The organism is Exiguobacterium sp. R-17 (assembly GCF_049913315.1).
GTDB lineage: Bacteria > Bacillota > Bacilli > Exiguobacteriales > Exiguobacteriaceae > Exiguobacterium_A.
Window position 1 is genome coordinate 145,317 of sequence record NZ_CP184373.1, and the last position, 26,583, is coordinate 171,899.

24 protein-coding genes are annotated in these 26,583 nt (G+C 43.0%); 8 read left to right on the forward strand and 16 right to left on the reverse strand.

The features are described from left to right. Nucleotides 1-164 precede the first annotated feature (164 nt). Nucleotides 165-653: a helix-turn-helix transcriptional regulator gene (locus ACN9MT_RS16320; protein WP_214859023.1), complete on the reverse strand. Its 489-nt coding sequence runs from the start codon at nucleotides 651-653 to the stop codon at nucleotides 165-167. A gap of 390 nt (nucleotides 654-1,043) precedes the next feature. On the opposite strand from ACN9MT_RS16320, the gene ACN9MT_RS16325 reads away from it, so the two are divergent. Further along, complete coding sequence (locus ACN9MT_RS16325; protein WP_426273622.1) at nucleotides 1,044-1,334, forward strand: type II toxin-antitoxin system HicB family antitoxin; 291 nt, start codon at nucleotides 1,044-1,046, stop codon at nucleotides 1,332-1,334. A gap of 199 nt (nucleotides 1,335-1,533) precedes the next feature. Here the strand turns inward: ACN9MT_RS16325 and ACN9MT_RS16330 are convergent, their stop codons facing one another. The 8 genes from ACN9MT_RS16330 to ACN9MT_RS16365 form a co-directional block, all read right to left on the reverse strand. Further along, nucleotides 1,534-2,094, reverse strand: a complete 561-nt coding sequence (locus tag ACN9MT_RS16330) for a hypothetical protein (RefSeq protein ID WP_426273623.1) — start codon at nucleotides 2,092-2,094, stop codon at nucleotides 1,534-1,536. Nucleotides 2,095-2,136: 42 nt separating this feature from the next. Then, complete coding sequence (locus ACN9MT_RS16335) at nucleotides 2,137-2,916, reverse strand: hypothetical protein (protein ID WP_426273625.1); 780 nt, start codon at nucleotides 2,914-2,916, stop codon at nucleotides 2,137-2,139. 68 nt (nucleotides 2,917-2,984) lie between these two features. Further along, a complete protein-coding gene (locus ACN9MT_RS16340) occupies nucleotides 2,985-3,608 on the reverse strand; it encodes a hypothetical protein (RefSeq protein ID WP_426273627.1) in 624 nt (207 codons plus the stop codon). 24 nt (nucleotides 3,609-3,632) lie between these two features. Next, nucleotides 3,633-3,989 (reverse strand): hypothetical protein, encoded by a 357-nt coding sequence (locus tag ACN9MT_RS16345; RefSeq protein WP_426273629.1) that lies wholly within the window; start codon nucleotides 3,987-3,989, stop codon nucleotides 3,633-3,635. Between the two features lie 1,171 nt (nucleotides 3,990-5,160). Next, complete coding sequence (locus ACN9MT_RS16350) at nucleotides 5,161-5,853, reverse strand: response regulator (protein WP_426273631.1); 693 nt, start codon at nucleotides 5,851-5,853, stop codon at nucleotides 5,161-5,163. A gap of 608 nt (nucleotides 5,854-6,461) precedes the next feature. Beyond that, the gene (locus ACN9MT_RS16355) at nucleotides 6,462-6,701 is read right to left on the reverse strand and encodes a MepB family protein (RefSeq protein ID WP_426273633.1); all 240 of its coding nucleotides are present in this window, start codon (nucleotides 6,699-6,701) and stop codon (nucleotides 6,462-6,464) included. 170 nt (nucleotides 6,702-6,871) lie between these two features. Next, nucleotides 6,872-7,519, reverse strand: coding sequence for a DJ-1/PfpI family protein (locus ACN9MT_RS16360; protein ID WP_426273635.1), 648 nt, complete (start codon nucleotides 7,517-7,519; stop codon nucleotides 6,872-6,874). Nucleotides 7,520-7,590: 71 nt separating this feature from the next. Beyond that, nucleotides 7,591-8,565 (reverse strand): helix-turn-helix transcriptional regulator, encoded by a 975-nt coding sequence (locus ACN9MT_RS16365; protein WP_426273637.1) that lies wholly within the window; start codon nucleotides 8,563-8,565, stop codon nucleotides 7,591-7,593. A 438-nt stretch (nucleotides 8,566-9,003) separates the two neighbouring features. On the opposite strand from ACN9MT_RS16365, the gene ACN9MT_RS16370 reads away from it, so the two are divergent. The 4 genes from ACN9MT_RS16370 (at nucleotide 9,004) to ACN9MT_RS16385 (ending at nucleotide 13,990) form a co-directional block, all read left to right on the forward strand. Beyond that, on the forward strand, nucleotides 9,004-9,981 hold the full coding sequence (locus tag ACN9MT_RS16370; protein ID WP_426273639.1) for a GGDEF domain-containing protein: 978 nt from the start codon (nucleotides 9,004-9,006) through the stop codon (nucleotides 9,979-9,981). 255 nt (nucleotides 9,982-10,236) lie between these two features. Further along, on the forward strand, nucleotides 10,237-10,719 hold the full coding sequence (locus tag ACN9MT_RS16375) for a type II toxin-antitoxin system HicB family antitoxin (RefSeq protein ID WP_426273641.1): 483 nt from the start codon (nucleotides 10,237-10,239) through the stop codon (nucleotides 10,717-10,719). Nucleotides 10,720-11,042: 323 nt separating this feature from the next. Beyond that, nucleotides 11,043-12,659 carry a hypothetical protein gene (locus ACN9MT_RS16380; RefSeq protein WP_426273643.1) on the forward strand — a complete coding sequence of 539 codons (1,617 nt, stop codon included), beginning with the start codon at nucleotides 11,043-11,045 and terminating at the stop codon, nucleotides 12,657-12,659. 320 nt (nucleotides 12,660-12,979) lie between these two features. After that, nucleotides 12,980-13,990, forward strand: coding sequence for a hypothetical protein (locus ACN9MT_RS16385; RefSeq protein WP_426273645.1), 1,011 nt, complete (start codon nucleotides 12,980-12,982; stop codon nucleotides 13,988-13,990). A gap of 186 nt (nucleotides 13,991-14,176) precedes the next feature. On the opposite strand, the gene ACN9MT_RS16390 is transcribed toward ACN9MT_RS16385, so the two are convergent. The 4 genes from ACN9MT_RS16390 to ACN9MT_RS16405 all read right to left on the reverse strand — a co-directional run bounded on the left by ACN9MT_RS16390 (nucleotide 14,177) and on the right by ACN9MT_RS16405 (nucleotide 17,713). Next, the gene (locus ACN9MT_RS16390; RefSeq protein ID WP_426273647.1) at nucleotides 14,177-14,344 is read right to left on the reverse strand and encodes a hypothetical protein; all 168 of its coding nucleotides are present in this window, start codon (nucleotides 14,342-14,344) and stop codon (nucleotides 14,177-14,179) included. 86 nt (nucleotides 14,345-14,430) lie between these two features. Continuing rightward, the gene (locus ACN9MT_RS16395; RefSeq protein ID WP_426273649.1) at nucleotides 14,431-15,021 is read right to left on the reverse strand and encodes a hypothetical protein; all 591 of its coding nucleotides are present in this window, start codon (nucleotides 15,019-15,021) and stop codon (nucleotides 14,431-14,433) included. 210 nt (nucleotides 15,022-15,231) lie between these two features. Next, the gene (locus ACN9MT_RS16400) at nucleotides 15,232-16,881 is read right to left on the reverse strand and encodes a hypothetical protein (RefSeq protein ID WP_426273651.1); all 1,650 of its coding nucleotides are present in this window, start codon (nucleotides 16,879-16,881) and stop codon (nucleotides 15,232-15,234) included. Then, nucleotides 16,865-17,713, reverse strand: a complete 849-nt coding sequence (locus ACN9MT_RS16405) for a hypothetical protein (RefSeq protein ID WP_426273653.1) — start codon at nucleotides 17,711-17,713, stop codon at nucleotides 16,865-16,867. Before ACN9MT_RS16405 ends, ACN9MT_RS16400 begins: the two co-directional genes overlap by 17 nt. Nucleotides 17,714-18,142: 429 nt before the next feature. On the opposite strand from ACN9MT_RS16405, the gene ACN9MT_RS16410 reads away from it, so the two are divergent. Then, complete coding sequence (locus tag ACN9MT_RS16410) at nucleotides 18,143-19,594, forward strand: MutH/Sau3AI family endonuclease (RefSeq protein WP_426273655.1); 1,452 nt, start codon at nucleotides 18,143-18,145, stop codon at nucleotides 19,592-19,594. 192 nt (nucleotides 19,595-19,786) lie between these two features. Here ACN9MT_RS16410 and ACN9MT_RS16415 read toward each other — a convergent pair whose 3' ends face one another. Next, entirely contained in the window at nucleotides 19,787-20,098 is a 312-nt protein-coding gene (locus ACN9MT_RS16415) for a hypothetical protein (RefSeq protein ID WP_426273657.1), read from the reverse strand. Between the two features lie 13 nt (nucleotides 20,099-20,111). Then, nucleotides 20,112-22,403 (reverse strand): hypothetical protein, encoded by a 2,292-nt coding sequence (locus ACN9MT_RS16420; protein WP_426273658.1) that lies wholly within the window; start codon nucleotides 22,401-22,403, stop codon nucleotides 20,112-20,114. Between the two features lie 875 nt (nucleotides 22,404-23,278). Between ACN9MT_RS16420 and ACN9MT_RS16425 the strand changes: the two genes are divergently transcribed. Then, the gene (locus tag ACN9MT_RS16425) at nucleotides 23,279-24,301 is read left to right on the forward strand and encodes a tyrosine-type recombinase/integrase (RefSeq protein ID WP_426273660.1); all 1,023 of its coding nucleotides are present in this window, start codon (nucleotides 23,279-23,281) and stop codon (nucleotides 24,299-24,301) included. 54 nt (nucleotides 24,302-24,355) lie between these two features. Here the strand turns inward: ACN9MT_RS16425 and ACN9MT_RS16430 are convergent, their stop codons facing one another. Then, entirely contained in the window at nucleotides 24,356-25,339 is a 984-nt protein-coding gene (locus ACN9MT_RS16430) for a DarT ssDNA thymidine ADP-ribosyltransferase family protein (protein WP_426273662.1), read from the reverse strand. 68 nt (nucleotides 25,340-25,407) lie between these two features. On the opposite strand from ACN9MT_RS16430, the gene darG reads away from it, so the two are divergent. Further along, nucleotides 25,408-26,469, forward strand: a complete 1,062-nt coding sequence (gene darG, locus ACN9MT_RS16435; protein ID WP_426273664.1) for a type II toxin-antitoxin system antitoxin DNA ADP-ribosyl glycohydrolase DarG — start codon at nucleotides 25,408-25,410, stop codon at nucleotides 26,467-26,469. Nucleotides 26,470-26,583: the final 114 nt, after the last annotated feature.

Sequence of the window (26,583 nt, forward strand, 5' to 3'; positions counted from 1 at the left end):
CTCGCCGAACCATTTCTGCGTATATCCCGCTCACCCGATCACACGTGAGGGACACGCCGATATATGATTGGAAGGACTGTCCTTAGCGATATGCTGCTACGGTCATCAATTCCTCTTCTTAATTGTTGGTAGGTTTCATAAGTAGATAGATGCACATGGATGTCTCAGTGATGGACCAGTCTGCGACGTGAGACGTGAATCAGTTCGTCATCCGGATGTTTCCGTTTTGCGATGACTCGATTCTCCCCGACGACGGTCCGGATCCGATAATAGAGTTGTGCGATTTCTTGAGTCTCATTGCTTTCTTGTTCGATTGCGATTCGCCCGTGCAGTTGGTATGTCTTGCCATCGAACGTACGGATGGAATCCGCTAACGGGAGTTCTGCTAGATTGAAACGTTCCTGCTTCAGATGCGACCAGTTCCGTTTCTTCTCCATCCTCAGGTCGAACTCATCCCAAGGGATGGATCCCAGTGTCTGTTCGCAGGCTGTCGCGAGTATTTTGACGTCGAGAATCGAAGGGATAGAACGACTTCTTTCATAGGCGCTGATGGTCGCCTGTGAGATTTCGCCGTACGTTCTCTCCGCCAACTCTACCTGACTCCAACCATGTTCCAGACGCTCGCGCCGTAGCCACTCTCCGAATCGGTACATACACATGCTCCTTTCCTTCGAGAACTGCTTTATGACAATGTCTTCCTGGTGATAGTTAGAATATAGCAGATTATTCTGTCAATTCAATCGCTATTTTGATGTGTCAAACATGTTACGAGTGTCGAATTTTGACGATACAGGTGATAGCAATAGCTTCGTGCGTTTAGTACATCGACGAAGAGGGATTGTGTCTTCAAACTGTAAACTATCTCATTCGGCAGGTCTTGAAAGGATTTAGGTTTAAGATGAGCCATAAAATTGATTCTTTGCGTGTCACGAAATTCATATGTTACATTTTGTATATTAACATAATTAATTTCCGTCATAAGTCTGTATGCGTCCCACATGACTAACTGACGACCCAAACTTATTCATCGAGGAGGAACATCCATGCAAAAGTTTAAATATTATGCGGTCATCACTCCTGACTTGGAGGATGGAGGCTTTTTAGTCCGATTTCCTGATTTAGAGAATGTTTATACCGATGGAGAGACACTATTAGAATCCGTCAAACATGCTGAGGAAGTACTCGAGTGCATGCTGGAGGTGATGATCGACTACAATGACGAGTTCAATCCGCCTAGCCCCGTCTCAGAAATCACGATCGCAGAAGGCGAAAGCCTTGTTGCCGTCGAGGTGAACGTAACGCCGAAGGGGACTAAAGGTGACTTCGGAAGATGAGATAAATCGTCGCTAGTATGATTGAACAGAAGATGAACTTCAGGTCTAGCAATAGTTTACTTGTCGAATGAGATAAGATCTGGAAAATATTTATCGAGATACCATTCGTTCTGACTTTGCTTCTGCATCGCACATACTTGCTCTCGATCCTTTTCTTAATTGTACGAGGGAAGTCCGTTTGCTGATGAAGAACTTGTAATTAAGGATACAATTGCTCAACGACATCGATTAATTCCTGACCTTTAGCCTCGAATTTTAATTGAGTTTTTTCGGCTTCTCGTTGTTGTTCTATCGTGAAGTCGTCGTGTAACGCCTCAAAGAGATTAAAGTACTTATAGCTTATGCCTTCATAATCGTCATGGCGTTCGAATACGGCAGTTGTGTCGTGTTCGATATTTGCAATCATTAAAGCGCCCATAAGATTTGTGATATTTATGCCGACGTTATCAATAGGTTGGCGCCCTTCATAGATTTCCTGCGCATTAAATTCGTTCGCTTTCACGACAGCGATTAAATATTCTCTGAATAAATCGATACGGACATTTGGATCAACTTCGCCGATCATTTCTTCCTTAAAGCCTTTTGTTTGATATTCTATTGCCCTATCCGCATCAACCTTATCAATTGGAGTTATTTGTAGTTTCAATTGGAGTGGTGGTTTTGCTTGGATGATAGGTTGTTTATAAACGATTAGAAACGTCACGAAAAAGACGAGAACTAGCGAAGCGATTGCGAGAAACCACTTTTGTTTTGAGTTCATGTTCTTTTCTCCTTTGAGTTATGAGAACGATTGCCAAATTGATTAAAGTGTAAGCAAGGTGCCCATCGCCTCGACAACGAACTGTTTTGCGGCGTCGACGGCATATTCCCCGTCCTTGACGTTCAACTTCGCTTCTTCGAGGTCACCGTTATTTTGTTTAGCGGTAAAATAGGCATCGATGTTCTTGAGATAGAATTGTTGGTTGGCAGCATAGTTCTCAAGGGATTCGTCGAGTTCGTTGAGGTAGTACATGCGGTCGTCGTTTGCGTCCGCATATTCCATGATTGCGTAGATATAGATGTCTGGGATGTTGATTTCAATTGTACTTTCTGACTGGATGCGGACGTCGACGTTCTCCTCGTTAAAATACAGATACGAATCGACCGCTTGCTTGAGGACTTCAACAAGCAGATAGTAATCGGTACCGGCAGCGCCCGCCTCTTCAAGAGCGCCTTCGTTCAAGTAATCGGCCGCTTCTTGGCGTACGCGGTCGATGTCTGAGTAGTCTTCAGGATCCGGAATGACGGCGAGTCCTTCGTCGGTAGTGCTCTCGTCAGTCGTCTCGGTGTCTTCATCGGTGGCCGTTTCATCGGTCGGGACGACTTCTTCGTCCGTATAGGAATCTTCGGAGATTGGAGGGTCTTCTTGAGGGATTTCTTCTTTCTTCACGTCCTTCTCCGCTCCTGCCTCGACCTTAGTTGGTGCGACTTCTTGTTTGGCCTTTTGCGACGAGTTGTTCAACAACAAAACAGTGACGACAGCGAGATTGGTGACCAGACCAACACTGATGATACCTAAAATCCATTTCAGTGGTTTGCTCATGATGATAGTCTCCTTTTTTGTCGAGGGGAGCGGCGGACTATGAAGTTGTCAAAATGTCAAAAGTTCAGTTAAAGCATAGGGAAGAATTTATTGAATAATTCGGCCATACCGTCTTCGATGTATGACAGACGATATTCGACATTATCCAGTTCATCTTGAATGTCAGGACGAGCTGCCATGTCAGCAGCACCCCATTCTTTTGCTTGCTCTTCGTATACGGTTTGTTGCTCAGAATATGATGCGAAGTGATCACGAAGCATGTCGACATATTCTTTTTGGCTAGAATTTAACTCGACGCCTTGCAGCATACCGTCAACGTCGCAATCAGGAACCATGATGTTATCTTCACCAAGGCTCTCCATCATCATGCTACGCGATTCTTTGCTTAAATCGAGATAATTGACGGTACATTGTTTAAGGACGTCGATACGGCTATTGAAAGATTCATCATTCGGAATGTAACTTTTATAAGCTGCCTTAATGAAGGTCATTTTTTCTTGGACTTCAGGCGTTTGCTTATCAAAGTTTTCTTTTTCGAAATCTGTCTGTTCTCCGAGTTCAGGATCACGGATATAGCCAGATTTTGTTTCTTTTTTAGAATTGCTTTGATTTGCAGTGTAGATTAGATACGCCCCGCCACCAATCAAGAGGATGGCGAGTATGAACAGAGGAATTAAAATCTTTTTAGCCATTTGTGAATCTCCTTTAAAATCTTTTTATTCGAGTTCGCGACACTTCGGCATGAAGACCGCGACGGCTTTTCCATCCTCATCCCGAAGTGTCGAGACGCTGGAGGCGCTAGGGTCGTGCATGGTGTTGACCAAGCGTCCTGCTGGGAAGTGGGGCTTCGTATCGGTGCCATTGGCACCCTTGAATACGACGGCTTCCTCACAGGTACGGAGGACCTTAATGAGATAGTCGTTCGTCAGGCGTTGTTCCTGTTCGACGACATAGGAAACGAAGTCGAAGAGCCCGACAAGACGGCGGTCTATCGTCACGTCGAACCCTTCTGGATTGAAGCCGACTCCATAAATCTCGTTCAAGGCAAGGAGATTGCCGTCGAATCGTTTCATGGTGACGGCCGCCTCAGTATGCATGAGGACGAGACTCACGACGATGTTCCTGAACGGTCCGGGCTCTCGTTTCGTAAAGAATGACCATTCCCCCGTCTTCACTTGATTGATAATTCCTTAATGCTGCCAATCAGGCGGACGAAACGGATTGGTGACGACGAGTTGTGAGGAAAACAGGTAAAGTCCCATGCTACACCGCCAACAGCGCGTATAGTCCACGCGGGGAAGGACGTAATGATTGGCTACCGATGATCGTCCCTTCCAGTCGTAAGACACCGAGCTTCTCGTTCGACGTGTTGACACAAATCAAGACCTCGCGATGCGGAAATACCTCAAGGATTAAAGCGGATACAATATAAAACGTACCCGGTTTTTGAGTTGGTAACTCGCCCGCAGCAATCCTTTTATTGTAAACGAAAGGAACATTTTTGATGACCGTCCCACTTTAAAGTTTTAAATCGGCACGTTTGAGAATCGTTCCGGTATTCGTCACGCGGACGATCCGGTCAGATTTTGGGATGGCAGCAATCATTTCGTCAGTCCTTTTATCGTATATATTAAGAAGAATTTGAAGGAAAGTAGTTTAAATTTTAGCCATATAATTGATTTTTTGTATACTAGTGATTCTATATTTTGCAATTTGCAAATAAAATAATTATTTTCAACTTAAGTTTGTCTACATGTTTTTAAAATAAGGGGCGACTGTTACTTTTCATCGACGAGTAAAATATAAGCAATGTTCAAATAATATGCGGACATCATTCATGATTTGGAGAATGTTTACACTAATGGAGAGACACTTCTAGAAACAATCAATCATGCCGAAGAAGTACTCGAGAGCATGCTGGAGGTGATGTTCGACTACAATGACAAGTTTAATCCGTCTAACCTTGTTTCATAAATCATGGTCGAAGAAAGCAAGAGTCTTATTGCTGTTAAGGTGATTGTAATGCTGAAGGGAAAAGAAGATATCAGAAAAGGATGAGTAGATGAAATCTATACTGAAGATGAATCATGACGGTCTTTCTACCATTGAATTTCCTAGAATCTCATCAGGTCTGATAAGACGCCAGTCTGCCATTCTCGTTCTTAGAAGATGGTAGACTGGCGTCTTGTATTTTAGGTACTTCAAACTCGTAGCACCGCTCTTGTTTAGCTGAAGTAGACTATATTAGACACTAATCCATCCGAGGCGTATAGATTCTACAACTGCTGCGGTCCGATCAGAAACGCTCATCTTACGCAGAATGGCTGAGACATGGTTTTTCACTGTTTTCTCACTAATGCATAATTCATTTCCGAGCGTTTTATTTGAACAGCCTGAGGCTATTAGTTGCAAAACTTCGTATTCCCTAGATGTTAACGTTTGTTTAGAATTTTTTAATCTTTCTGCTTCTTTCACTTGAGTTTCTAACGCTTGCTTTTGTTTCATTAAACTTCGATATTTTTGTATTAAATTCAAAGTAACTTTCGGGTGAATATATCCACCTTCTTGGTAAACGGATCGAATGGCATTCACGAGCTCGTCCGTTGCCATTTCTTTAAGAAGATAGCCAACTGCTCCGATTTCAAATGCACGCATTACACGCCTTTCATCTTCGTAAAACGATAGAATGACCATTTGAACACCCGGATACGCTTCACTTATATTTTTTATCGCCACCATGCTATCTTCATCGGTTAAATCAATGTCCATCAAAACGATATCTGGTCGATATTTTTCCACAAGATAAGAAATTTCTGATTTAGTTCGTCCCTCTGCTACGACAACAAACTCTTCTTCAAATGCAAGTATACGTTTAACACCTTCTCTGAACAATGGATGATCATCAATGATGAGAATCTTCACTTTCGGATTATTCACAGTTTTCTCCCTTTCAATGTGTGCTCTATAATGTTGAAACTATAGCCCGTTCTCATTTTTAAAACCAATGTTTTCTAAAAATTGATAATAGTTCAATACCTGTTATTATTTGAACAACATTTCAATAGTAATACTATTGGTAATATAAAAATAGTGTTGAAATAATTTGATTTTTATGGACAATATGGTTTTCTTCATTTTGACTTGTTAACTTTCATTGACTTTCAAGCGAGGGAAGTATGCATATGTTTATTTTGTTAATAGTCGCTTCAGTTATATACGTAAACAGTCTTACACTTAGAATTAAAATTGATTAAAACTCGATGTAAGGACAATATGTTACACGATTTCAACTAAAAACGTAACTTGGCTCTAATTTATTTTTCTACCGAGCATGCTATTTCTGTTCGAAATTCTTTATTATTTTTTAAGTTAGTTTGCTTGCCATTAATGTACGTATAAATAGAAAAAAGGGAGGAAATGACCTCCCTTTTCATGCCATTAAAGTTGATGAATTAGAATAGATTATTTAAATCTATTCTAATTCATCAATATATCTTCATAACTTAAATTTATTCACTCTATGTGGTTCTAGTATTAAAAATCATTCAATCTTCTTTCAAATATAGTCGTTTTAAGTCATCTACTGGCAGTTTCCTGAACTTATTAAATTCAACAAAATAATTTAATTGCCATATTCGCATTGCTATAGCTTGTTTACTCGTTGGATTATCCCAGCTCGGGTAGACACGAATCGCCATCTTTCCTTTCGTTGTATCCGTCCTAAGAATTTTATGTTTTTTTAAGACTTCCTTATGCTGCATTTTGAACTTCTTCGCAAATAGCATGTGGCGTCAATCGACACGGCATATAGAGTTGTTCATTGATGTATGCGAAGGCTGTCCAGAAATCATTCATTCTCTTACCATCCTTTATCCCTTTTAATTAATGAATGACCTATATACTGTTAGTAACAAATTTATCGATGAGAGCTCAATGGCGTTGACGGAGTTCAATCTTAAAATGGAGAACCTTCATTTGTTTCGAGCGATGACATCAGTTGAAAAAAATAGGTAGCATCGCATGTTTTATTCAACTGGTACCAAGCTTCAAGCGTATCCGAGTGGAAGACATCCATTGCGCCGATTGTTTCTTTCGCAAACTCGAGCGGAGCCATACCGGAAGCTGTGATCAATCGACCGTCCCTGACGACAGGACCATTTTTATGGAAAGGACTTCCCTTATACGCTGAGCAGATCATTTCAAGGTAGGACTGATCATTACTCGTATGCCGAAGGTGATCTAAATAGCCACTATTCGCAAGACCCTGGACTGCGCCACAAATCGCTGCGATGAATGCTCCTCGTTCGAACGCATCTCCAACTTTTTCAAGTATAGGCTCGTGTATTGGTTGTCCCCAGCTTTCTCCACCGGGAAGTACTAAGAGGTCCCGTCCACCCACATTCATTTCCGCAACAGTAATATCAGGCTCGACGCGAAGCCCGCCCATCGTCGTTATCGTTGCTCGACTTACACCGACAGTGATGACGGATAGCGAGGACTCATTCGTTTTAAAATATCGACCGGTCTTCAATTCAGCCATTAAGTAACCATATTCCCAATCCGAAACCGAATCGAATACATAAAGATATACTTGCCTTGTCATTTTGTCACTCTCCTAAATATGTTATAGGCTTATTTTAGAGTGGTCTCCCTGACAACTACTGTCAGTAAAGATCAAGTTTGAGAATGAAATGCTGCTAGTTCTAAAAGTCGCTCGACAATCAGTTGTTTAGCATCCGGAGGAGAGATAACTTGTACTGCAGTTCCATACGTAATGAGTAGACCAGGTATGTATGTCTCTAAGACGGAGGGTTCAATGAGAAAGACGATCTCTCGCCATTCTTGTTGCTTAATGCAGTTCTTCAAGTACCAGTGACGGCTCAGCTCTTCGATGGCCGTCTCGCTACCTCTGATGACGAGATCCAATTTCTTCGATTCCTTCGTTTCACTTCTAGGTAAGAGCTCGGTCAGGAAGAGGTCTGATTCTCTGGAAGATTCGGGTGGGAGGAAGAAATCATCAGTCACAGTTAGTTGTTCAATCCGGTTTACTCGAAAGTTACGTCTGGCGTTTCTTAGATGACAATGTCCTGTCACATACCAGGCACTTTTCCAATACACAATCTTGTAGGGATTTACCCTGCGCTTCTCAGCTTTTTCAGCGTTAGGGCGTCTATAGATAATCTCGATAATGAGATGCTCTAAAATCGCACTCTCGATGCGGGAGAGGTTACGCGCTGCCAAAGCAGTTAGCGGCACGTTTTCATGCGCCACTTCAAGTGCGTCAATCGGAAGCTGTAATACATCCGTCACCTCTACTTTTGAATGCCGATTGATTTTTAAAATGGCATTCTGTAAGCTTGTACTTCCATAATATCCTGCTTTTTCAGCAAAGACCGCTGCATGGTATAGCGCACTCTGTTCCTGCTGATCAAAGTATAGGGGAGCGTCAACGAAATAGTTCAAGAGGGTGTATCCGCCATTCACACCGGTTTCAGCCACGAGAGGCACTCCACTCATGGAGAGCGTTTCCATGTAGCGATAGACGGTCCGTACATTCATTTCAAGCTGTTCAGCGATTTGCTTCGCCGTGATTTTATTCCCTTCTCGTAGTAACCATAAGATGGCTAGTAAATTATCACTTTTCGCCAAAATCCTCGCCTCTTTTCTGTTGTGTTATCTTTGCCTACATTTGTATTTCATTACGTAGGGTAGGTTATGTTTTTTATCGATCCCGTAAACATGTAATCTTGAATCACATCCCTTTTTATTAGATCCTACTTCAATCGATTTACCTCGACTATTTTTGCCCTAAAGAAGGTTTTCATGATTTAGCTTAGAAGTACTTTAGAACTAGGCATAAAAATGAAATAGATGGGTATTTATTACTTAATATAAATCATTTTCGAAAATCGATGACAGGAACAGGGAGGTTTTAGGGAGAGGAGAGACTTCATTATGATCCATCTGCTAAACGATTTAGTGGTTAATTTAGCCCTTATTACATTGTTTGTACTTATCTCTCTTTTTAGCTACAAACGTCTTACGATCGAGTCTCCTTCTACGAGTATCATAAAGAAATACTTATTCGTGACCATCCTAGCCTTGATTGCCTGTTACTGGGTGACCATTAACGACATATCGTTTCGTGGTTTCACATTCGATTTCTCGATCGTCCTATTGATCATTGCTCTTTACTATGGTGGTACGAGTTATGGCATCATCACTTGGTTCATCCTATTGATGTGGCAAGCCATTACATTGACTAGCGATGAGTTTTTCCTGTTCCCCTGGATCTTAATCACTTATACGTTCATTTTAAGTATCGTCTTACTGCTGAAGCACTTATTGAGAGACGAGTTCAAGACACTTCCCCTCATCACCACCTGCTGTTTACTCACCCATCTGCCACTCGTCTATGTTAGTGAAAATGACATGAAGTCTTTCATGGAAAATGCGATTCTATTCAGTTTTTATATTGCTTCAGTAGCGGTCCTTATTCATTCGTTCCTCTATTACGTCAAACAACATTACGGGCAAGTCAGACTTCATCAAGAACTCGCACTGACAGACTCCTTGACTGGGCTTCATAATCGTCGTGCCCTTGAGGATCAAGTAGACTACTTCATGATTGCTCATCCTTCGTTCACGGTCATGATGATTGACGTTGATTACTTTAAGTTCGTCAACGATAAGTATGGACACGATCAAGGAGATGTTATTCTATCGCAGATTAGTAATTTACTTGGAGAACATACCCCACACAATGCTGTCATCGGTCGATATGGAGGAGAGGAATTCATGCTCCTCATTCCGGAAACAAATGTATCCTACGTTGAACGACTCGCAGAAGACATCCGCTTATCTTGTGCGACGACTCGCTTTCTTATCCATCATGAAGAGTATATCCATGTGACGCTATCAATCGGTATCTCTTCGTGCGAATCACGGACATCCGTTAGCTTCATGGAAGTGACGAAAAGTGCTGATGCCGCTCTCTACGAGGCGAAGCGTCGCGGACGAAATCAGGTCTTTCAAGCTGCGCGACTTCATCCTTCCGCTCATTGATCGGATCTACATCTTAAAAGACGTGACACAAGAAGTTTTCCATACAAGAACCCTCTACCGAGTGGTGAACTGCCCCATAAAAGTCGGAAATAAAAATCCAACTTTTATGGGGTGTTTTTTATGGTCAAATATACGAAGGCGTTTACGACCTTTCTCATTCTATTCCTAGAGGTTGTTAAGATTTTGGTTTATCTGCATTTTCAAATGATCATGATGAATATTAAATAGCGGAACTGTAGGATTAGGAACTTGTCCTTGTTGATCTGGATTTTCAAGGTGGACGAATTCACCTGTTTTTATCCTGTGCTGTTCCTTGTGCCCGATGTCCTCCTTTGGATGCTGTGCCTTCTGAGCAATCCCAAAACTCATAGGCGTGAGGTTGCGCTTCCATGCCATCTTCTGTGGCTGGAACGACGACACCTTTTTTGTTCGAGTTCTTCAATGCAAAAATTTAAATATTACGCGGTCATCACTCCTGACTTGGAGGATGGAGGTTATTTAGTCCGATTTCCTGATTTAGAGGATGTTTATACCGAAGGAGAGACACTATTAGGATCTTTCAAACATGCTGAAGAAGTACTCAAGAGCATGCTAGAGGTGATGATCGACTACAATGACAAGTTCAATCCGCCTAGCCCCGTCTCAGAGATTACGATTGTAGAAGGCGAAAGCCTTGTTGCCGTCGAGATGAGCGTGACGCCGAAGGGACAAAAGGTGATTTCAATAGAGAGCTTGTAAATGAACTCCATATTGAAGACGAAGTCTGACAATCCCTCATCATTGAATTCCTCAGAATCTAACTGTTTTTGATAAGATGCCAGCCTACCACTTTCTCTGACGAAGGGTGGTGGACTTGCCCCTTTGTTTTTTAGGACTACTCCAAACTCGTGACCTCGCTCTCGTTCAGCTGAAGTCGTCATTTTATTAACTAAAGACTACGAATTCTCGAAAAACCGTTCCCCATATAACCTAAAAACCACCATCTTCATGGTATTAATCGACTAAAATGGATGGATTGGGATATTTATCCTGAATATCATAAAACGAAAGGAATGAGGACCATGAAAAAAGTTGTAGCTGGGCTTGCTCTACTCTTCACTCTAAACTTCACTCATCCCGTCTCAGCAAGTGTCAGTTTTCCGATAATAAGCCAAATCAATGATAGAGTTTATTACAACTATATCGTTCGAGGTAATACTTTTTATTATGCTGATGATGACGGAACCAAACTATACGATTTAAATACTGGAACATTATTGAGAACGGATGATACAGAGAATTACTTACTGGATGTAAGTACAGATGAGAATTGGTCGGTTCAAAAGGATTTATACGGTCAGGTGTTATCCATCCACGATCGTTTTGGAGATAAGGTAGTTGACCTGTATCGTTTGAGCTATAACGATGTTGAATATGAATTTGAATACTATTTAGATGCAAAATTTCTTCCTAATACATCCACACTAGTTATTGCTTCAGAAGATAATCTTATCTTCTATGATGTAGTAAAGGAAAAGGTTACTTTTGTCCGTGGGATTGACACGGACGGTACTCTGAAGGTTTCTAGTCAGTACATAACAATCGGAAACGACTCCTCCATTCGCGTGATGGACCACAAAGGACAGTCAGTCACCGAAATCTTACCTACTGAGCGTATGATTTCTTATGATTTAACAAGCTCGAACGAACTGATTTACAACACCTATAGCGGTCGCATATATCGCTATAAAACGAACCTCGAAGAATCATCTTTAGTTCCTTTCAAGACTAGCGAAGTAATAGACATGGATGAGAGCGGAACGTTTGTAGGAACTCGCGATGGAAGTTTATACGATATGGAAACCTCTAAAAGGATTTTTACCAATCTTCCCCAAGCGCGCATCGCTTTCAACCAAGATACGTCCAAAATCCTAGTCATCGACGGTGCTGTCCGCGTATATAACACGAAGAATCTTAGTAAGCGAATAATTAGTATGAAAATTAATCCTAAGCTCTTCTCATTCATCGAAAGAAACGAGGTGACCCCGTCCGTAATCACGACGTCAAAGGATAAAACGTCTTCCACGATTACTTCTAATGTCACTTGGAGAACAGATAACTCACAGGTCGTCTACTTCTCAAAAGAGAAGCTCATTGCAAAGTCCCCGGGAAAAGCAACAATCAAGGCTACCTTCGAAGATTTCACCGCGACCATGAGTGTGACCGTTAAAAAGGACCCGCGCCCGTCCAACACACAATGGCTGAAGAGTCAAAAGAAGGTACTTGACCAGAAGGGAAGCTTCTTGAACGCGCCCTTTAAAATCTATGACGCGTACTCCAAAGTAAAAGGGACGAACGGTAAGCTGTATTATAATAGCGAATTGTATGTGAACGGTATCTTCAAGGATAGCTGGCTCTACGGTACTTATCGAAAGAAGAAGACAATCGATGAGATTATATTGCCATTGAGTTTGGAGAAACGAACCGATGTAACCGAGAAAGAGGTCACGAGCGTTTTTGGCAAGCCGAAAAAGGTGTACAAGTATGAGGATGGGTTGACCGCTAAGGTTATTCGAGGAACAAAGACGTTGGATCAAAATAAAGTGAAACGGATCAATCTTTATACCATAAAGAAGAACCATACCCTTCAAGTGACCTATGACGATAAAGGGCATGCTCGTTATATGCACTTATTCTAATCATCATCAGATTGATTGAAAATGACTGTTTGCCTAGAGGCTTCCATGATGCTCGAAGTCATCTGAATTTTGATATTTCATTTTAGTTTTTGTCTCAAAAAGACGACGACTCGCACATGGACACCGTATGAAGAACTGCGTAATTTTTTATTACTTTTGTAACCACCTAATGTCAAAAGGGATTAATCTCTTTCGTCATAAGTCCGGATAAAAAATCATATCGATAATTTTCATAGTGGTATCACTTGTTGATTTGCCGAAATTCATGGACTCACTAGATGCTTTTTGTTCCTTCACTTATCAAAGAGAGGATTGTAACTATGATGAAAACAATTACCGGCATCGTCTTGGCTGTTTTTCTAGTAGCCTCAGCTTCCACTGCTCAAGCATCAGAATATTATAAAGTGGAACCTTCAAAAGGAATCAAAGCGGGTGTATATAAGGATGGTAAACTAATCGTATCTGCAGTTAATAGAAAGATAAACAATGGTGAAGATCAAGAGCTGATACTTGATGTCAAGAAAGTCAAGGACACACTTTTTTTTACAGAATATAAAGATTTCAGGTCAGATACACAGTGTGGGTTCAGTACACCTACCTATATCTTAAAAATGAAGATAGGTAAAAATAAAGTGATCAGCTTTAAAGATACAATAAATATCAACATGTCGCGGATTGCCACTGATGGTAAATACCTTTACTTCATTTCTGCAAACGATATGAAAAAAGGTGATTTGATTCGTTTATCATCCGATGGAAAACAGAGAAAGGTCATCGAGAGCGATGTTGAAGATTTTTGGTATGCGAACAGCCAGATGTATTACGTTAAGAATCGTCATGCTTATTCGTTCCATCCCAATTCCTTGAAAAAAGTATCACTGGATTTAGGCAGCAGAAAACTATATCCACCTAATTACTGTAAACTACCATCAAGAACGTTTAATAATTATCGAATATCGAACAATGGAATCATGTACATCGTGAGGAAAACAAAAAAGGATAACTACGTTTTTGATTTCTACTCTTTTAAGACCAAGAAAATCACTCAACATGTAATTGCATCTAGCACTACTCTATACAACAAGGAAAAGAGTAATATATTATCTCAGCTTTACGATTTAAACCCAGTTAATTCAGAATTCATTGAAGATGGTGCTATTGGCAAAATCGAGCTCTTCTCACCAGGGGGACGGACATTGAAAACCGTCCTCACACTCAAGGAGACGGAGAATATAGATTTCCCTTACATCATCAGGTTTCTCCGCGTCGACATAGTCAAACGTGAAATCGTCTTCGTGAAAGGTACAAAACTCGTCACTAAGAAATTCTAATACATCTAAGCAAAAACATCGAACGAACGTTTAAATAAAAAATTAAACGTTCGTTCGATGTTTTGATGTCTTTAGACATAGCGTATGGATTGCTTTTTCAAACTATTACTACCATAGCTTGATTCATTGTAGGGCTTGTACGTCTCGCACGGTCATCCGGAAGCCACTAAATCCATTGGCGAAAGCCTACCAAATGCCACCGGCGAAGCCGCATGGATTTCCTGCATCTGACGTCTTCATGTTCGGTCCGAAATCGATTTCCGATATGCGACGGAACAGGTCGTAAGCAAGCTCTTGATTGCCGAGGTCCAACGGAAGCTCGCTACATGCAAGCGGCAAATCATGTACTCTCATAGTACTCCCGGTTAATACGTTTGACGTCAGCCGTTAACAGACCTTCAAGCAGCCAGTCGCTTTTAACGGTATTCTATCTTTTTTCTTTAATCTGCATCTTCGCGGTCATCCGAAAAGCTTTGTAGTTGGAACTCATAGCTGACGTTCTTTCCATCGACGTAGCTTCGCATCATGAACTCCACCTTCTGGAGATTCAAGTGGTGGATCAAACGATAGGACAATTCATCTGTACCGACGAAACCATACGTCCGAATCATCTGCAAGACACCATTTCGGTTATCCTTCGTCAGAAACGGGGCCATCTCCGACGCTTCGCTGAAAGTGATTTCAAACGGGTTGCGCGGAATGAGTCGAGGCGGCTTGATCTCGCGCGCGACGCGAAATCCTTCCTCGTTCGTGCTACGGTCGTCTATGAAATAGGGTAAGCTGAACTCGCTGTGTGGATTTGGATGAAAATCATCATGCTCGAACGACTTCATTTGATACTCGATTCCTTTCTGCTCCAACTCCAACATGAGTCGAAACGGGGCAGATCTTACATTCCCTTCGACGCAGATGAATCCTCGCTCTTGCAACAAACGGAGCAGGTCGTCTCCTTCATACAGCGCCTCGACGAGACCTCTCGCTTCTAACTCGGTGTACCGAATGATTGGTGCCCTGACTGATTGTCTTCTCACTGATATCCCTCCCGACACCTGGGTGTTCTTCATTCATCCTCATAGAAAACTTCCACGGCTCATTCAAATCGTCAAAAATAAAAGATGACGTATTAAAAAAATGAAGAACATCGATACGATGGACGTTTATGACTGACCATGAACACCAAGCGATGCTCCTCATCGAATGAAATCAACGATTCGAATAGGGACACGATATTGTTTTTTAAATCATGCGTTTTGTTGAAGTTTTCGTAATACTGTGTTCAGTGATTTCATTTCTTTGTCAGACATTCCTATATTCTCAGCAATCTTATCCCAGTCAGACGCCATCATGCGTAAAGGAAGGACGATATTCTGTTCGATCATCCTTGTTTGACCTTTCAGTGCAATTCGAAGTGGTTTAGGCATAGATATGAATGCAGCCCCACTGAACAGGTTCCGGTCAGACTTTACATCAGGGACGAGCATATAATCAGAGGCGCACTTCATTGTATCGTTTATAACGAGACAGACTGGCCACCCTGAGCACTTGACTTCTGGCTTCTCCATGATTTCTTTAAGTACATGAAGAATTTTTACCGCATCTTTCTCATTCCCCATCCATAACATCGACCGTACTTCCTTCATCGTGCCCAGAAAGATATTCAATTTAGCAGGTTCCCATTCTTCAGATTTCAAAGCACCCTTCAAGAAATTCCCGATAAAAGTATCAATTTGATCAAGGGTATAGGAGTTCTTCGTCATCATGTCCGTCATGACTTGAAGAGAAGAGCTAACCCCAGAAGAACTTATTACTTCAGGTAGCATAAGACGTGACTCATCCAGTCGTTTTTTCCGACTATTTATTTGCATTCTCTCTTGATAAAGTGTAGCTTGAATTCCCGCTCTTCTTCTCACGTTTTCTTCATATCTTTGTACACTTGATTCATCCAACTCTGCCGGTCCTTCTACCGCGCCGATTCTACCTTCTTTATATCTCGAAATGATGGTCACTTCGTCGAGTCCCTCGTCCTCCAGGAGAGTCTCTATTACGTTAGAATTTTCGGTTCTGTAGTAATTCAAGAGTTGCGTCTCGAGATTTTCAGCGATGGCAAAGTTTTTCTCGAAGTATAGCGTGAATAACCGCAAACAGATTTTCGCTGCACCGATATCATTTATGTTCTTAAGATCACTGAATCCTTTGAAACCGTACCAGAACTCCCGACCCGCGATTTCGGGCGAGAGCTCCGCAGCCTCAAGAATGTCCTCGCGCAATACCCTGATTTCCTGGTTCGCCTTGATTTGATAAGAATATAACTCCTCGAAACTCTTTTTCCCGAATAGAAGTGGGGAGATTTTTTCACCGAGCATACATTGCAGGAACACCGAATACTCGCCAAGTTGTTCTTCGCCACTCTTATATAGTGTCATAGAAATACGATTGAGGATGTGATACTTCGCGACAAGATGGGCCTCTCTCTCGAGAAGTTGACTATAGGCGAGTAGTCTCACACCTAACGGAAGGAAACTAATCTCTCGAGACAGCTCAATGCTAAATCGTCCATGGTAGTAAGGAACAAGCGTATCCTGGATACTATCCATTAGTCGTTTGTTATAAGTAATACGTTCGTCAAGATTCTCCCGGATCAACCTCAAGAGATTTCTCTCGTGTTCTGCCAGCTTACGCTGCAGTGTCTCCTCCTGATCGCTCATCCGGTTTCTCGAGATGTATCTCAACGTTATGAGGTCGTCGACGAACTCCGGTCCTCCAAGGGGCATCTCATTGATTTTACGGTACAGGAAACGTTTCTTCTCCTTACCTTCCAGTCTGTCTGACATATCCATCACCTTACCGCCGACTCGTCCTACGAGTTCTGACTGTTCATCGATGTTGTTCATGGTTGATCCGTCCCTTCATTTGGTTTATGACTTCATCAAATACGATATCGATGTTCAGACCGCTTACCTGTACGATTTTTTCCCTTGGGACCTTGCTTTTCAACTTGTGGAAGGACTCATGTTTCGCTTGCTTCCCCATGTAGATGAAGAGGTCATGGTTCGTGCTGAACGAGCTTGCCGAGAGAGTGGAGTACTGCGTGATCCTATCGAGATGATATTTATCCATGTATCTCTCGAGATCTTTGTCCTCGAATTCATCCGCAATGAATACTGCTATTCTTTTTCCGAGGAACCATGCCTTCAGACGAGTCTCTTCATCCAACTCTAGCAATCGCAAGAGGTTATCCGAGAGTCGGTTCTCTTCAGGGAGATTCTCTGCATCGTCGTTCGGATGATGCGTTCCTTTGGTTCGTTTTTGGAGTTCCTCCCATTCCTTCTCCTCTATCAGTATCCTCTCGTCGCTCCTGATTTTCCTGAGGACGTGCAGTTCGCCCGTCACCAGGCAGTGCACCCATGTGTGTATCGGTCGCTCAGCATCGCGAGCTCGAAGCTTCTCGATGGTCGAGGATGCACGATAATCTTCGACGAACGTCCCGTACCATTCTTCGAGCGCATCGTAGACGAGTGACCAGAGAGAGGGTGTTTCTTCGATGAGGTTGACTAGACGATTGAAGTATTCATCCACCGACATCCTGAAGCTTTTCTTTTGGATGGTATCCAGATGTCTTCCTCCCGAGCCTTCCTCGATGATGTACCTGATTGAATCCAGAGCACACCGTCTATCGCCGGGAGACAGCTCGATGAGATTTATGAACATGTTATGTTCCGTCATGAATTCATCCTCCCTAGAAAACAGATATTTTCATGAAAATACATATGGTTCCAAAAATGATTACTTATAACTAGTATTATTTTATATAATTTACTTATATACGACTTATTAACAAAAAAATCCTGCTTCCGATTATTCCTTTCTGACTATCATCGTTCTCTACCATCATGAAGTAGAGGATGATGGATGGAACTTTCCGATTGGTCTTAAGCAGTGCATCCATCCGTGACTCGAGAGTGACGCCAAAGGGGTGTCATCCTAAGCACTATCATTCTCGCTCGAATCGACTCGATTTTTACGCTCGATTCAAGGAAACACGATTAGGATGAGGGAATCTGAATCCAGATACCCATACGCTCTCGAGCACCGACGGGTGAATCCTTCAGGTATGCCAAAAAATCATTTTAGACAAAGAAAGAGGTCGGGAAGATGCAACGTATCGAATTCGAGAGAACGACGCTCGAAGAACTTCTGAACAACGCGAGAGGCAAGACGCTTGGTGAGATTGACACCGCAGACGTTTTTCGCCGGACGGAGATCGCGAAAAAAATCACGGGGATTGCAGGGGACGTCATCGAGCAGTCATTGCTCGGGTTCCCCTCGAACCCAAGTCGCGACCCCGACATCATCGTCGACGGGGTGGAGGTCGAACTCAAGACGACGGGTCTTCGTCGGCCAAAGCGACGTACGGATGTACATTATGAAGCGAAGGAACCGCTGACGATCACGGCTGTCAGTCCAGCCACCATTACGGATGAGACTTTCTGGTATTCTCATTTTTGGAGGAAGGTGGAGCATCTGCTCCTCGTCTATTATGAGTATGTATCACCGACCACGGTGCCAGCCTCCGCCTATCGGGATTTCCCACTGATCGGATATGATTTTCATCACTTCGACGAAGAGGAGGTCGAGACGCTACAGGCCGACTGGGAGATCATCCGCGATTATATCCGGCAATTGAAGGACACACACGACAATCCAGAGGAGTACTATCCCTCTCTGTCCTCCGCGCTCAGAAAAAGACTGATGTTCCTCGACACTTCCCCGAAGTGGCCGCATAAGCCGCGCTTCCGGATAAAGCGAGCGGTACTCACGAACATCGTCAACAAGTCGATGGGACGACGGTACGAGTCGATTCCAAGACGCATCACGACCATGGCTGAGTTCAACGACGAGCTCAGACGCCTCACACGTGCTTGTAAGGGAAGGACCGTCCGCCAGCTGATGACCGACCTCGGCTTGACGGGAGGTAGCGGCTCAAAGTCCCTGACGGAATCAATCGTCGTCCGCATGTTCGGAGCGAAAGGGCGACGCGTCGGTAAAGTCGACCTGTTCTCGAAGCTCAACGTCGTCGTGAAGTCGACCCGTCTGACAGAGGAAGGAGCGAACGTAGAGGACACGAAACTATTCCCGGTCGATTTAGTCCAAACGGGCGAGGAGACATGTTTCGAGGAGTCCGCAATCCATGCTGAGATGAGCGAGATACACTTCCTGTTCGCCATCTTCGAGACGCAAGCGGGAGGAGACCGGCTCGACGACGTCTTCGTCGGTTTCAAGCACCTGATGCTGTCGGACGACCTGTTCGAGGTCGAGCTGCGGCGGACATGGCAGGAGGTGCATGATCTCATTGCAGGGGGACGCCTAAGCGTGACGACCGAACTCGACAAAAACGGGATGGTGAGATACACGAAACGAACGAACGTCCCACGCACCCGGACGAACCTACCGAAGTCCCGCCACTATACGTTCTTCCTACGCGGAAGCGGACGTGATGCCAAGGACAAGGTATTGTCCATCGATGGTATTTCACTCTATCGGCAGGACCTGTGGATTAAAGGGACAATACTCTGTCGCTTGTTGAACGATGAATCGTACGTCTAACCCCATTAAGAGTTCACGGTTCTTCCATCAGGCTTAACCAACCCCTTCCGAGCATTGCGGGTGGAGAGACTCCTACATTTAATCAATTCATCACGTACGAAAGGGGAGCGACATCATGTCCTCTCCCCTTTCGTCATTTAGATTCAGTCATACCTCGTCTTGAACATCCTTAAGCCTTAAGAAGGACGTCACTCAGAGGTCCTGTAGACCGTTATGGTTCGTGTCGATGAAAGAATCGTTCATGTCAGATATGCCGTCATGGTCCACATCGATGGAGAGGTCCGACGAGTCGACGAGTCCGTTGTGGTTCACGTCAATGAAAGAATCGTTCACGTCAGGTATGCCATCATGGTCTAAATCTAGGAATGCGTCTGAGTGGTCATCTATTCCATTGTGGTTCGTGTCGAGCATTAAATCATTGACGTCAGGTATGCCGTCATGGTCCAAATCCAGGAACGGGTCCTTGACTGACGAACCTAAAGGTCTCAGTGGGTCTCTATACATGTTGGTTTCCTCCTTAATCTAGGAAAAGGGATGCTATTCCCTCATCCTTCTTCGATGGCTTGTCGAGTATCGACGTGACGACCCGTTGTGGTACGAGTCCCTGGTCGAAGTCGACCGGCAACGTGTTCTTAGAATATAGATGGACGGATTGTTCCAAGAGTTTGCCCCTCCGTCTGTGGCCTAGCTCGAGTTTCATGATCTCCTTCGCCTCGAGCTGGAGCGTCTCGAACGTGAACTGGTTCAGGACGTCGACATGATGATTGATGGTGAAGGCATCCATATGCCTGACGAGATCGATTGCCTTCTTGAACAAGAACGCGTTCTTCTTGTACTCCTTCTCTGCCTGGATGTCACTGAGTTCCTTCCTCTGCTTCGAGGTCGTCCATTCCGATATCGCTGCCATCGCAGGGAGGACCAATCCGAATCCCCCAGTCAACACGCCGATGCCCACTCCGACGACAATCGCCCCTCCGACTCGCTTCATGCCACTATCCTTGTATGCCTTGTCTATCTTTCTTTGGTATTCATCGTTGTGGAAATGGACATAGGTGATCTGCGATAACAGGTTCTCAATCTCTGTGAACTGCGACTTCAGCTGTGCGGACAGTTGGAACATCTGTCTCTGCTGCATCCGATGGATTCGATCGCCACCTCTTCCGATGCCGACCTCATCGGCTAACGTCGACATGAAGTGGGGGAACTTACTTGATATCTCTTCCATCCGTTTCCGTTGCTGATAGATGGCATGATACATGAACAACCCATGGTTCTTGATTTCTTCCTCCGAGAATTCCTCTCCATCCACCGAGGAGGACATGTAATCCATCAGTATCTGCCATTGTCCGAAGAACTCGTAGATTAGCATGTCGCTCAGGTTCCGCGCCCGCGACGTCAACAGCATCGTGATCGGAACGTCCGGTAAGGATGTCGTCTTCGACTCGAGCAGGCTTTGTGTATAGTGCGACTTGTACAGTGCGAGAGGGATCCTCAGCTCCAGTGGACGGAGGGTCACTACCACGTCTCCGTCCGCCTGTCTCGTCTCAGCGTCATAGAAGACCTTCAACCGGTCCTCCCACAGCACCTTACCCGGGATTGCCACACGCATCGTGCTGATGTCGACACGCTCGATGAACACCGGGAATCCTTCCTTCGTCCTGACGGACCGAGGAGCGTCCACGGTCTCGAGAAAATCAGCAGGGGTCTCTGAGTAGACCAATCCATCTCCGAAGATCACGAGTCTAGGATCCTCGTTACTTCTCCGGAGCTCCGCATGGTGTGGCCTTCTTATCATGCGTCCGTCCTGCCGCACGTACATGTACCATGAATGCACGTCCTGCCAGACAAGGAGTTCATCGAAGCTCCATTGCCCGCCATGGGAGACTAGACGAGCATCCTCCAGTGCATGCAACGCCACCGGTCTGATGCCGGTCTTCGCGCACAAGAGACGTGCGCTCTCGTTGGAGCAGCATATGACGTCGTCCCCATGCTGCAGGAGGAGGTACCGCGAGCCTAGATATAGATTGAGACTTCTGGCATCGAACTCATACCTCAAATCCAGTGTAGATGCCTCATAGATTTTCAGCTGTGACTCTTTGATGTAGGCAATCAAATCTCCGTCCATTCCTTTGAGGACGACCTGGTCCTCCACGTCACCAATCCTGTGTAGGACCGCCAAATCAATCTTGACCTGGTCGAGCAGTCTTCTGACAGCCGCCGTTTGTATGATTTCATAAGCGCCCTCGGACGTCATTATTGAACCGATGGAGTCTGATCCGGTCATCACGTCGTTCTGGATTTGCTTGATGTGCGAGAGTTGAATCTTCTCTATCGTCTCGACGCCTGAATCGATGGTGACGTATCCATTCACGAAATCCAGTTTTGCAAAAGTATGTTTCTGGCCATGTTTGACAATCGTATACGAGGATGCCGGCTCATCTCCTCTACTCAATCTCGCCTTCTTTATTAACACGTCCGCGTAATCTTTATAATCGTGAATGGTAATGAAGTCCTCGTAGTATTCACATCCGCCTAGTATATGGAACATCTTTTCGATATTGACGCTGAAGGAGAATAATCGATTGCCGCCCACTGATATTCCGCTCGCCATCACGGATGGGCCGCCACCGACTCCTGCCACGGCCACTTGAAGCAATTCCGTCTTATAATCCAACTTTTTCGATGAAGCATCGACAAATAATCCACCCGTGTCCTGCATCCTCATGTACTCTCCATAGAACTCGAGCGTATGACTCCCGATTTTAGACCCATTCATGATCAAACCATCACCTGATACCTTCCTGTTCATTCGTTTCCCCTCCCTCGAATCATGATATGGATATTTTAACCATAAATATGTCGCTATATATCCCGAAGTTTCAACACCAAGTCAATACTTTATATATTTATATAACGTTAATTTTTTAGGACCTTCACTTAGGCGTCAATTCTGGCTCTCTCGGTTGAATCCATTGGTCGGTCCAAGAGGCAGACGTACTCGATATCATGCCCAGGGATCAGTAACGATAGAATGAGATGGACGGGGAAGGAGCGAACAGCAGGCGACATGACAGGAAGTATGAATGATAGCATCAATCGATGATGGACGATGAGGATGTAGTCGCCCAGCCCTATCATGAGCGGCAGGGGACTTATCGAGGAAGCGGGGCGTCTACAGCCAGCTTCACTAGTGGTCGTCCGAAGAACGCCGTTCTTCCTTACGGTCACTTCGTGACACTGACATCCCCCACTCCATGATCATCATCTTCTTTCGTCCGACCTGACCGTACTATTGATTTTCAATTCGTCTCATTGAAAATAGAATACTACTGTTTTTGAGACATCGAATCGTTCCAAGAATGATAGAGGAGGAATCGGCATCCCTCCTCCCCCATCGCTCCTCGCCCTTTTCGTCAATCGACGGATAAAAACGTTATGTCAACCATCATGTACTCTAAAAATTTACTTGTGATAATTAGCTGTTATCACAAGTAATTGGATGTTATAATGGATTCGTGAGTTATCTGTAATACATAATATATCCGATTCGTAATCGTTAATTACGTACATACAATAAACATAATTTGATGTAATACACTTACATACACCCGATTATGCGGAAATCATGAAAAAAGGTGGCCGAAAGAGGAAGCGTCGGACGGCGAAGACATGGAGGAGGATGGGATGATGGAAAAAGAAGTGAGGAACGAGGTCGAGATCAGGGAGGCGGCGGCGCTCGCGTTCGCCGACAGCCGGGAGAGGCTGCTCGCGGTGCTCGAGGACGACCACCTGAACATGGAGGCGCTGAGCGACCTCGAGATCTTCGAGCTTTTCTGGGCGACGGAGCTGTTCCCGATCTACAGCCAGAAGAGCCCGCACACGAAGCGGGCCTATAAGCAGGACCTCGACTACATCCTGCGCTTCTTCGTGACGAAGACCCAGGGCGTCAAGCAGCTGACGATCCTCAATCTGCACGAGTATCTGAAGGACGTCCACGACCAGTACGCCCCGCGGACCGTCAAGCGGCGCAACGCCATGCTGCGGCGCTTCCTGCGCTTCCTACACTTCAACGACTATCATGCGCGCGACCTGTCAGTGCAGGTGAAGGACCAGATGAAGCCGGAGCCGCTCCGCCGCGAGATTGATTTCGACGAGATGGAGGCGATTGCCCTCGCCTTCCGCCACACAGTGAAGCAGAAAAAGAACCGCGAGCTGTTGCAGCTGCGGAACGAGACGATGGGCTATCTATTATTGACGACTGGGATGCGTGCCTCGGAACTACTTTCTTTAAAATTCAAAGATATTAGGCAAAACTCGGAACACCACTATATAGAGGTGATTGGGAAACGTAATCGACAGCGCCGCATTCCTTTATCGGATAAGGCATTTCGCTTGTTAATTAGACTTGAATCATTGTTAAATACCGAAGAAAAAGTTACAACCTATATATGTTTCAACCCTAATTCTTTAGACTCTCCTATTACCTATGAAGCTCTAAGAATAATATCTAAAAATGCGGCGAGCACGTTACTGTCTTCGGGAATCTCTCCACACTGGTTCCGAAGATCTTATATCACGAAACTCTTGTCAGAGGGCTTTCCTCTGTATGATGTAATGAATACTTCAGGTCATGAGTCTATCTCTACTACCAATCAATATTTACAAGATATAAAAAATAGAACGATATTATCTATACCTTATAAATAAACTATGTCTATAACATCATATGAAAAATATCCACTTGGATTTGTATGATAAAATTTATTTGTAATAATCTTTTTGATAGACTAGATTTTCATCAATAGTCACAGTGAGTTTAAAGAACGTTTCTGAAGAGAGTTCAGGAATGTTGAATACTATCTTATTACCTTCTTGCATAAACTCACTGAGGTTAGTATCCAGACTTGTCCAGTACGTTAATATAATTCCTTGTAAATTTGTCCATTTAATCGAAATGTTTCTAAGTAACGTATCACACTTATTGAAATAGATTATTATTTGGTCATCTATTTTTGTCACTTTGTTTATCATTAACTTGTCGTAATAAAACATATCTCTGCAATAATCATTTTTTAATAGTACTATTTTATCTCGGTACAATCTTTTAGCGTTTTCGTCTATTAAGTTGAATAAAGTTTCTTGTTCCGCTTCAGTTCTACAAATTATCAATCTCAATAGACTTAAGTCGTACGAGTCTTTTATTAAAACCTCCGCATGTCTACGTTTTTTAATAATACTGCTATTATCTTCTCGAGAAATGGGTCCCGTATGATAAATGTCTCTAAACGGCGCTCTAATAAAATCATAAATATTGTTATATCGTTCAACGTGATGTCTGGAGGCTAAACTCTCATATGAGAACATAGTTCTTTCATCTTCAAGTATATCCGTATCAAATAAAAGGAATACCGGAACTGGACAATGTGCATTGAATTGATCTACTTCAAAATTCGATTTAACTCCTTCATTACGATACTGCGTCGGCGTCAAAGGACGAAAGTAAAAACGTACATACTCATGTACGTCGAAAGATGTACCATCAATTACTTCAGAACTTGCATTATCATTGTATCCTATTGGTAGCTTTCTCATTATTTCAGCTCTACTCTTTATTTTTCCTTCATTCAGAATGCTTGCTATATTCGTGACATGGCTAAAATGATATATATATTCAGACCACCAGTGTCTCCTAGTAGCTATATGATTTCGTACTAGTTGACTCCTTAAGATTTCTTTATACCCCATAATTGACCCTCCTATATTTGGACATTTCAATTATATCATCAAAATAATGGTAAAAAAGGAGCGTTCTTATGATATTTTTTTTAAAAGGAAATTTATTTGATAAATTAAATGAAGTCGATGCCATAGTAAATACGGTCAATACTGTCGGTGTTATGGGTAAAGGGATTGCATTGGAATTCAAAAAAAGATTTCCAGATAACACAAAAGAATATGTTACTAGATGCAAGGAAGGATCTATAACTATAGGAAATAGTTTTGTGTTTGAGTTAGGAAACGAAAGCCTTACTAAGTTCATTGTCAATTTCCCCACAAAGAAACATTGGCGAAACCCTTCGAAAATCGAATATGTAGATGCTGGATTAGAGGACTTGATAAAAATTATTAAACAGTACGAAATAAAGTCCATAGCACTCCCTGCTTTGGGTGCAGGATTAGGGGGATTAAATTGGAACGAAGTGAAGGCTCTAATCTCTAATAAATTGGAATTTTTAGAAGATGTAGAAATTTATGTGTATGAACCTCAAAAATCAAAAAAATTAGAATCAAAAGAGAAAAAGATTGAAAAGCGTCCTACCTTAACATCCGATAGAAAAAAATTATTATTGCTCGTCGATTACTACAATTCAAAATCGGAGAGCTCTTTAGCTACCTACGTTCAAATTCATCAATTAAGCTATTTACTTAATTTTAATAACGAAAAAATAAATTTCAAACTCTTTAAGCTAGGTCCTTACTCTGAGGAAATTACCAAAATTCTATTACGACTAAATAATCATTACTTGGTCCCAATAAATCGTAAAAAAAATGATAATCAAATGATTGCAGTTCAACTCCCTACTATTTCTGACCAGAAAGAAATTTTTAATTCAAAAGAAATGAAGGAAGTCATTTCCCTACTTAAAGATTTTGAAGACGAATCATCTTTAATGATGTTATCCGTATGTCACTGGATTATGGTAGATAGATTCACTGCTTCATTTGAAGAAAATAAGATAGAATATTGTTATCAGATAGTCGAAACTTGGTTTAACGCTAATAACTTAGATTTTGATTCACAATTAACAATGAGAGCTTTGAGAAGAATTTCTAGCAGTTATACAAACTATGAGAATTTCAGTCTAGATTTATGAACTATTATTGAAAAAAACTGAACCAATCAAGCTTTAAATCGTAAAATTCATTTTATATAAATAAAGTGCAATTCTTCCTAATTTAAAAAGGAGTGAATTGCACTTTTTTCAATA

Excerpts from the sequence above, each read along its gene's own strand:
- ACN9MT_RS16420 (WP_426273658.1), bottom strand. The coding sequence starts at position 22,403 with ATGAACAGGAAGGTATCAGGTGATGGTTTGATCATGAATGGGTCTAAA.
- ACN9MT_RS16360 (WP_426273635.1), bottom strand. The coding sequence starts at position 7,519 with ATGACAAGGCAAGTATATCTTTATGTATTCGATTCGGTTTCGGATTGG.
- ACN9MT_RS16345 (WP_426273629.1), bottom strand. The coding sequence starts at position 3,989 with ATGAAACGATTCGACGGCAATCTCCTTGCCTTGAACGAGATTTATGGA.
- ACN9MT_RS16385 (WP_426273645.1), top strand. The coding sequence starts at position 12,980 with ATGATGAAAACAATTACCGGCATCGTCTTGGCTGTTTTTCTAGTAGCC.
- ACN9MT_RS16390 (WP_426273647.1), bottom strand. The coding sequence starts at position 14,344 with ATGAGAGTACATGATTTGCCGCTTGCATGTAGCGAGCTTCCGTTGGAC.
- ACN9MT_RS16355 (WP_426273633.1), bottom strand. The coding sequence starts at position 6,701 with ATGCTATTTGCGAAGAAGTTCAAAATGCAGCATAAGGAAGTCTTAAAA.
- ACN9MT_RS16380 (WP_426273643.1), top strand. The coding sequence starts at position 11,043 with ATGAAAAAAGTTGTAGCTGGGCTTGCTCTACTCTTCACTCTAAACTTC.
- ACN9MT_RS16430 (WP_426273662.1), bottom strand. The coding sequence starts at position 25,339 with ATGGGGTATAAAGAAATCTTAAGGAGTCAACTAGTACGAAATCATATA.
- ACN9MT_RS16330 (WP_426273623.1), bottom strand. The coding sequence starts at position 2,094 with ATGAACTCAAAACAAAAGTGGTTTCTCGCAATCGCTTCGCTAGTTCTC.
- ACN9MT_RS16410 (WP_426273655.1), top strand. The coding sequence starts at position 18,143 with ATGCAACGTATCGAATTCGAGAGAACGACGCTCGAAGAACTTCTGAAC.
- darG (WP_426273664.1), top strand. The coding sequence starts at position 25,408 with ATGATATTTTTTTTAAAAGGAAATTTATTTGATAAATTAAATGAAGTC.
- ACN9MT_RS16405 (WP_426273653.1), bottom strand. The coding sequence starts at position 17,713 with ATGACGGAACATAACATGTTCATAAATCTCATCGAGCTGTCTCCCGGC.
- ACN9MT_RS16400 (WP_426273651.1), bottom strand. The coding sequence starts at position 16,881 with ATGAACAACATCGATGAACAGTCAGAACTCGTAGGACGAGTCGGCGGT.
- ACN9MT_RS16325 (WP_426273622.1), top strand. The coding sequence starts at position 1,044 with ATGCAAAAGTTTAAATATTATGCGGTCATCACTCCTGACTTGGAGGAT.
- ACN9MT_RS16340 (WP_426273627.1), bottom strand. The coding sequence starts at position 3,608 with ATGGCTAAAAAGATTTTAATTCCTCTGTTCATACTCGCCATCCTCTTG.
- ACN9MT_RS16415 (WP_426273657.1), bottom strand. The coding sequence starts at position 20,098 with ATGTATAGAGACCCACTGAGACCTTTAGGTTCGTCAGTCAAGGACCCG.
- ACN9MT_RS16320 (WP_214859023.1), bottom strand. The coding sequence starts at position 653 with ATGTACCGATTCGGAGAGTGGCTACGGCGCGAGCGTCTGGAACATGGT.
- ACN9MT_RS16425 (WP_426273660.1), top strand. The coding sequence starts at position 23,279 with ATGATGGAAAAAGAAGTGAGGAACGAGGTCGAGATCAGGGAGGCGGCG.
- ACN9MT_RS16335 (WP_426273625.1), bottom strand. The coding sequence starts at position 2,916 with ATGAGCAAACCACTGAAATGGATTTTAGGTATCATCAGTGTTGGTCTG.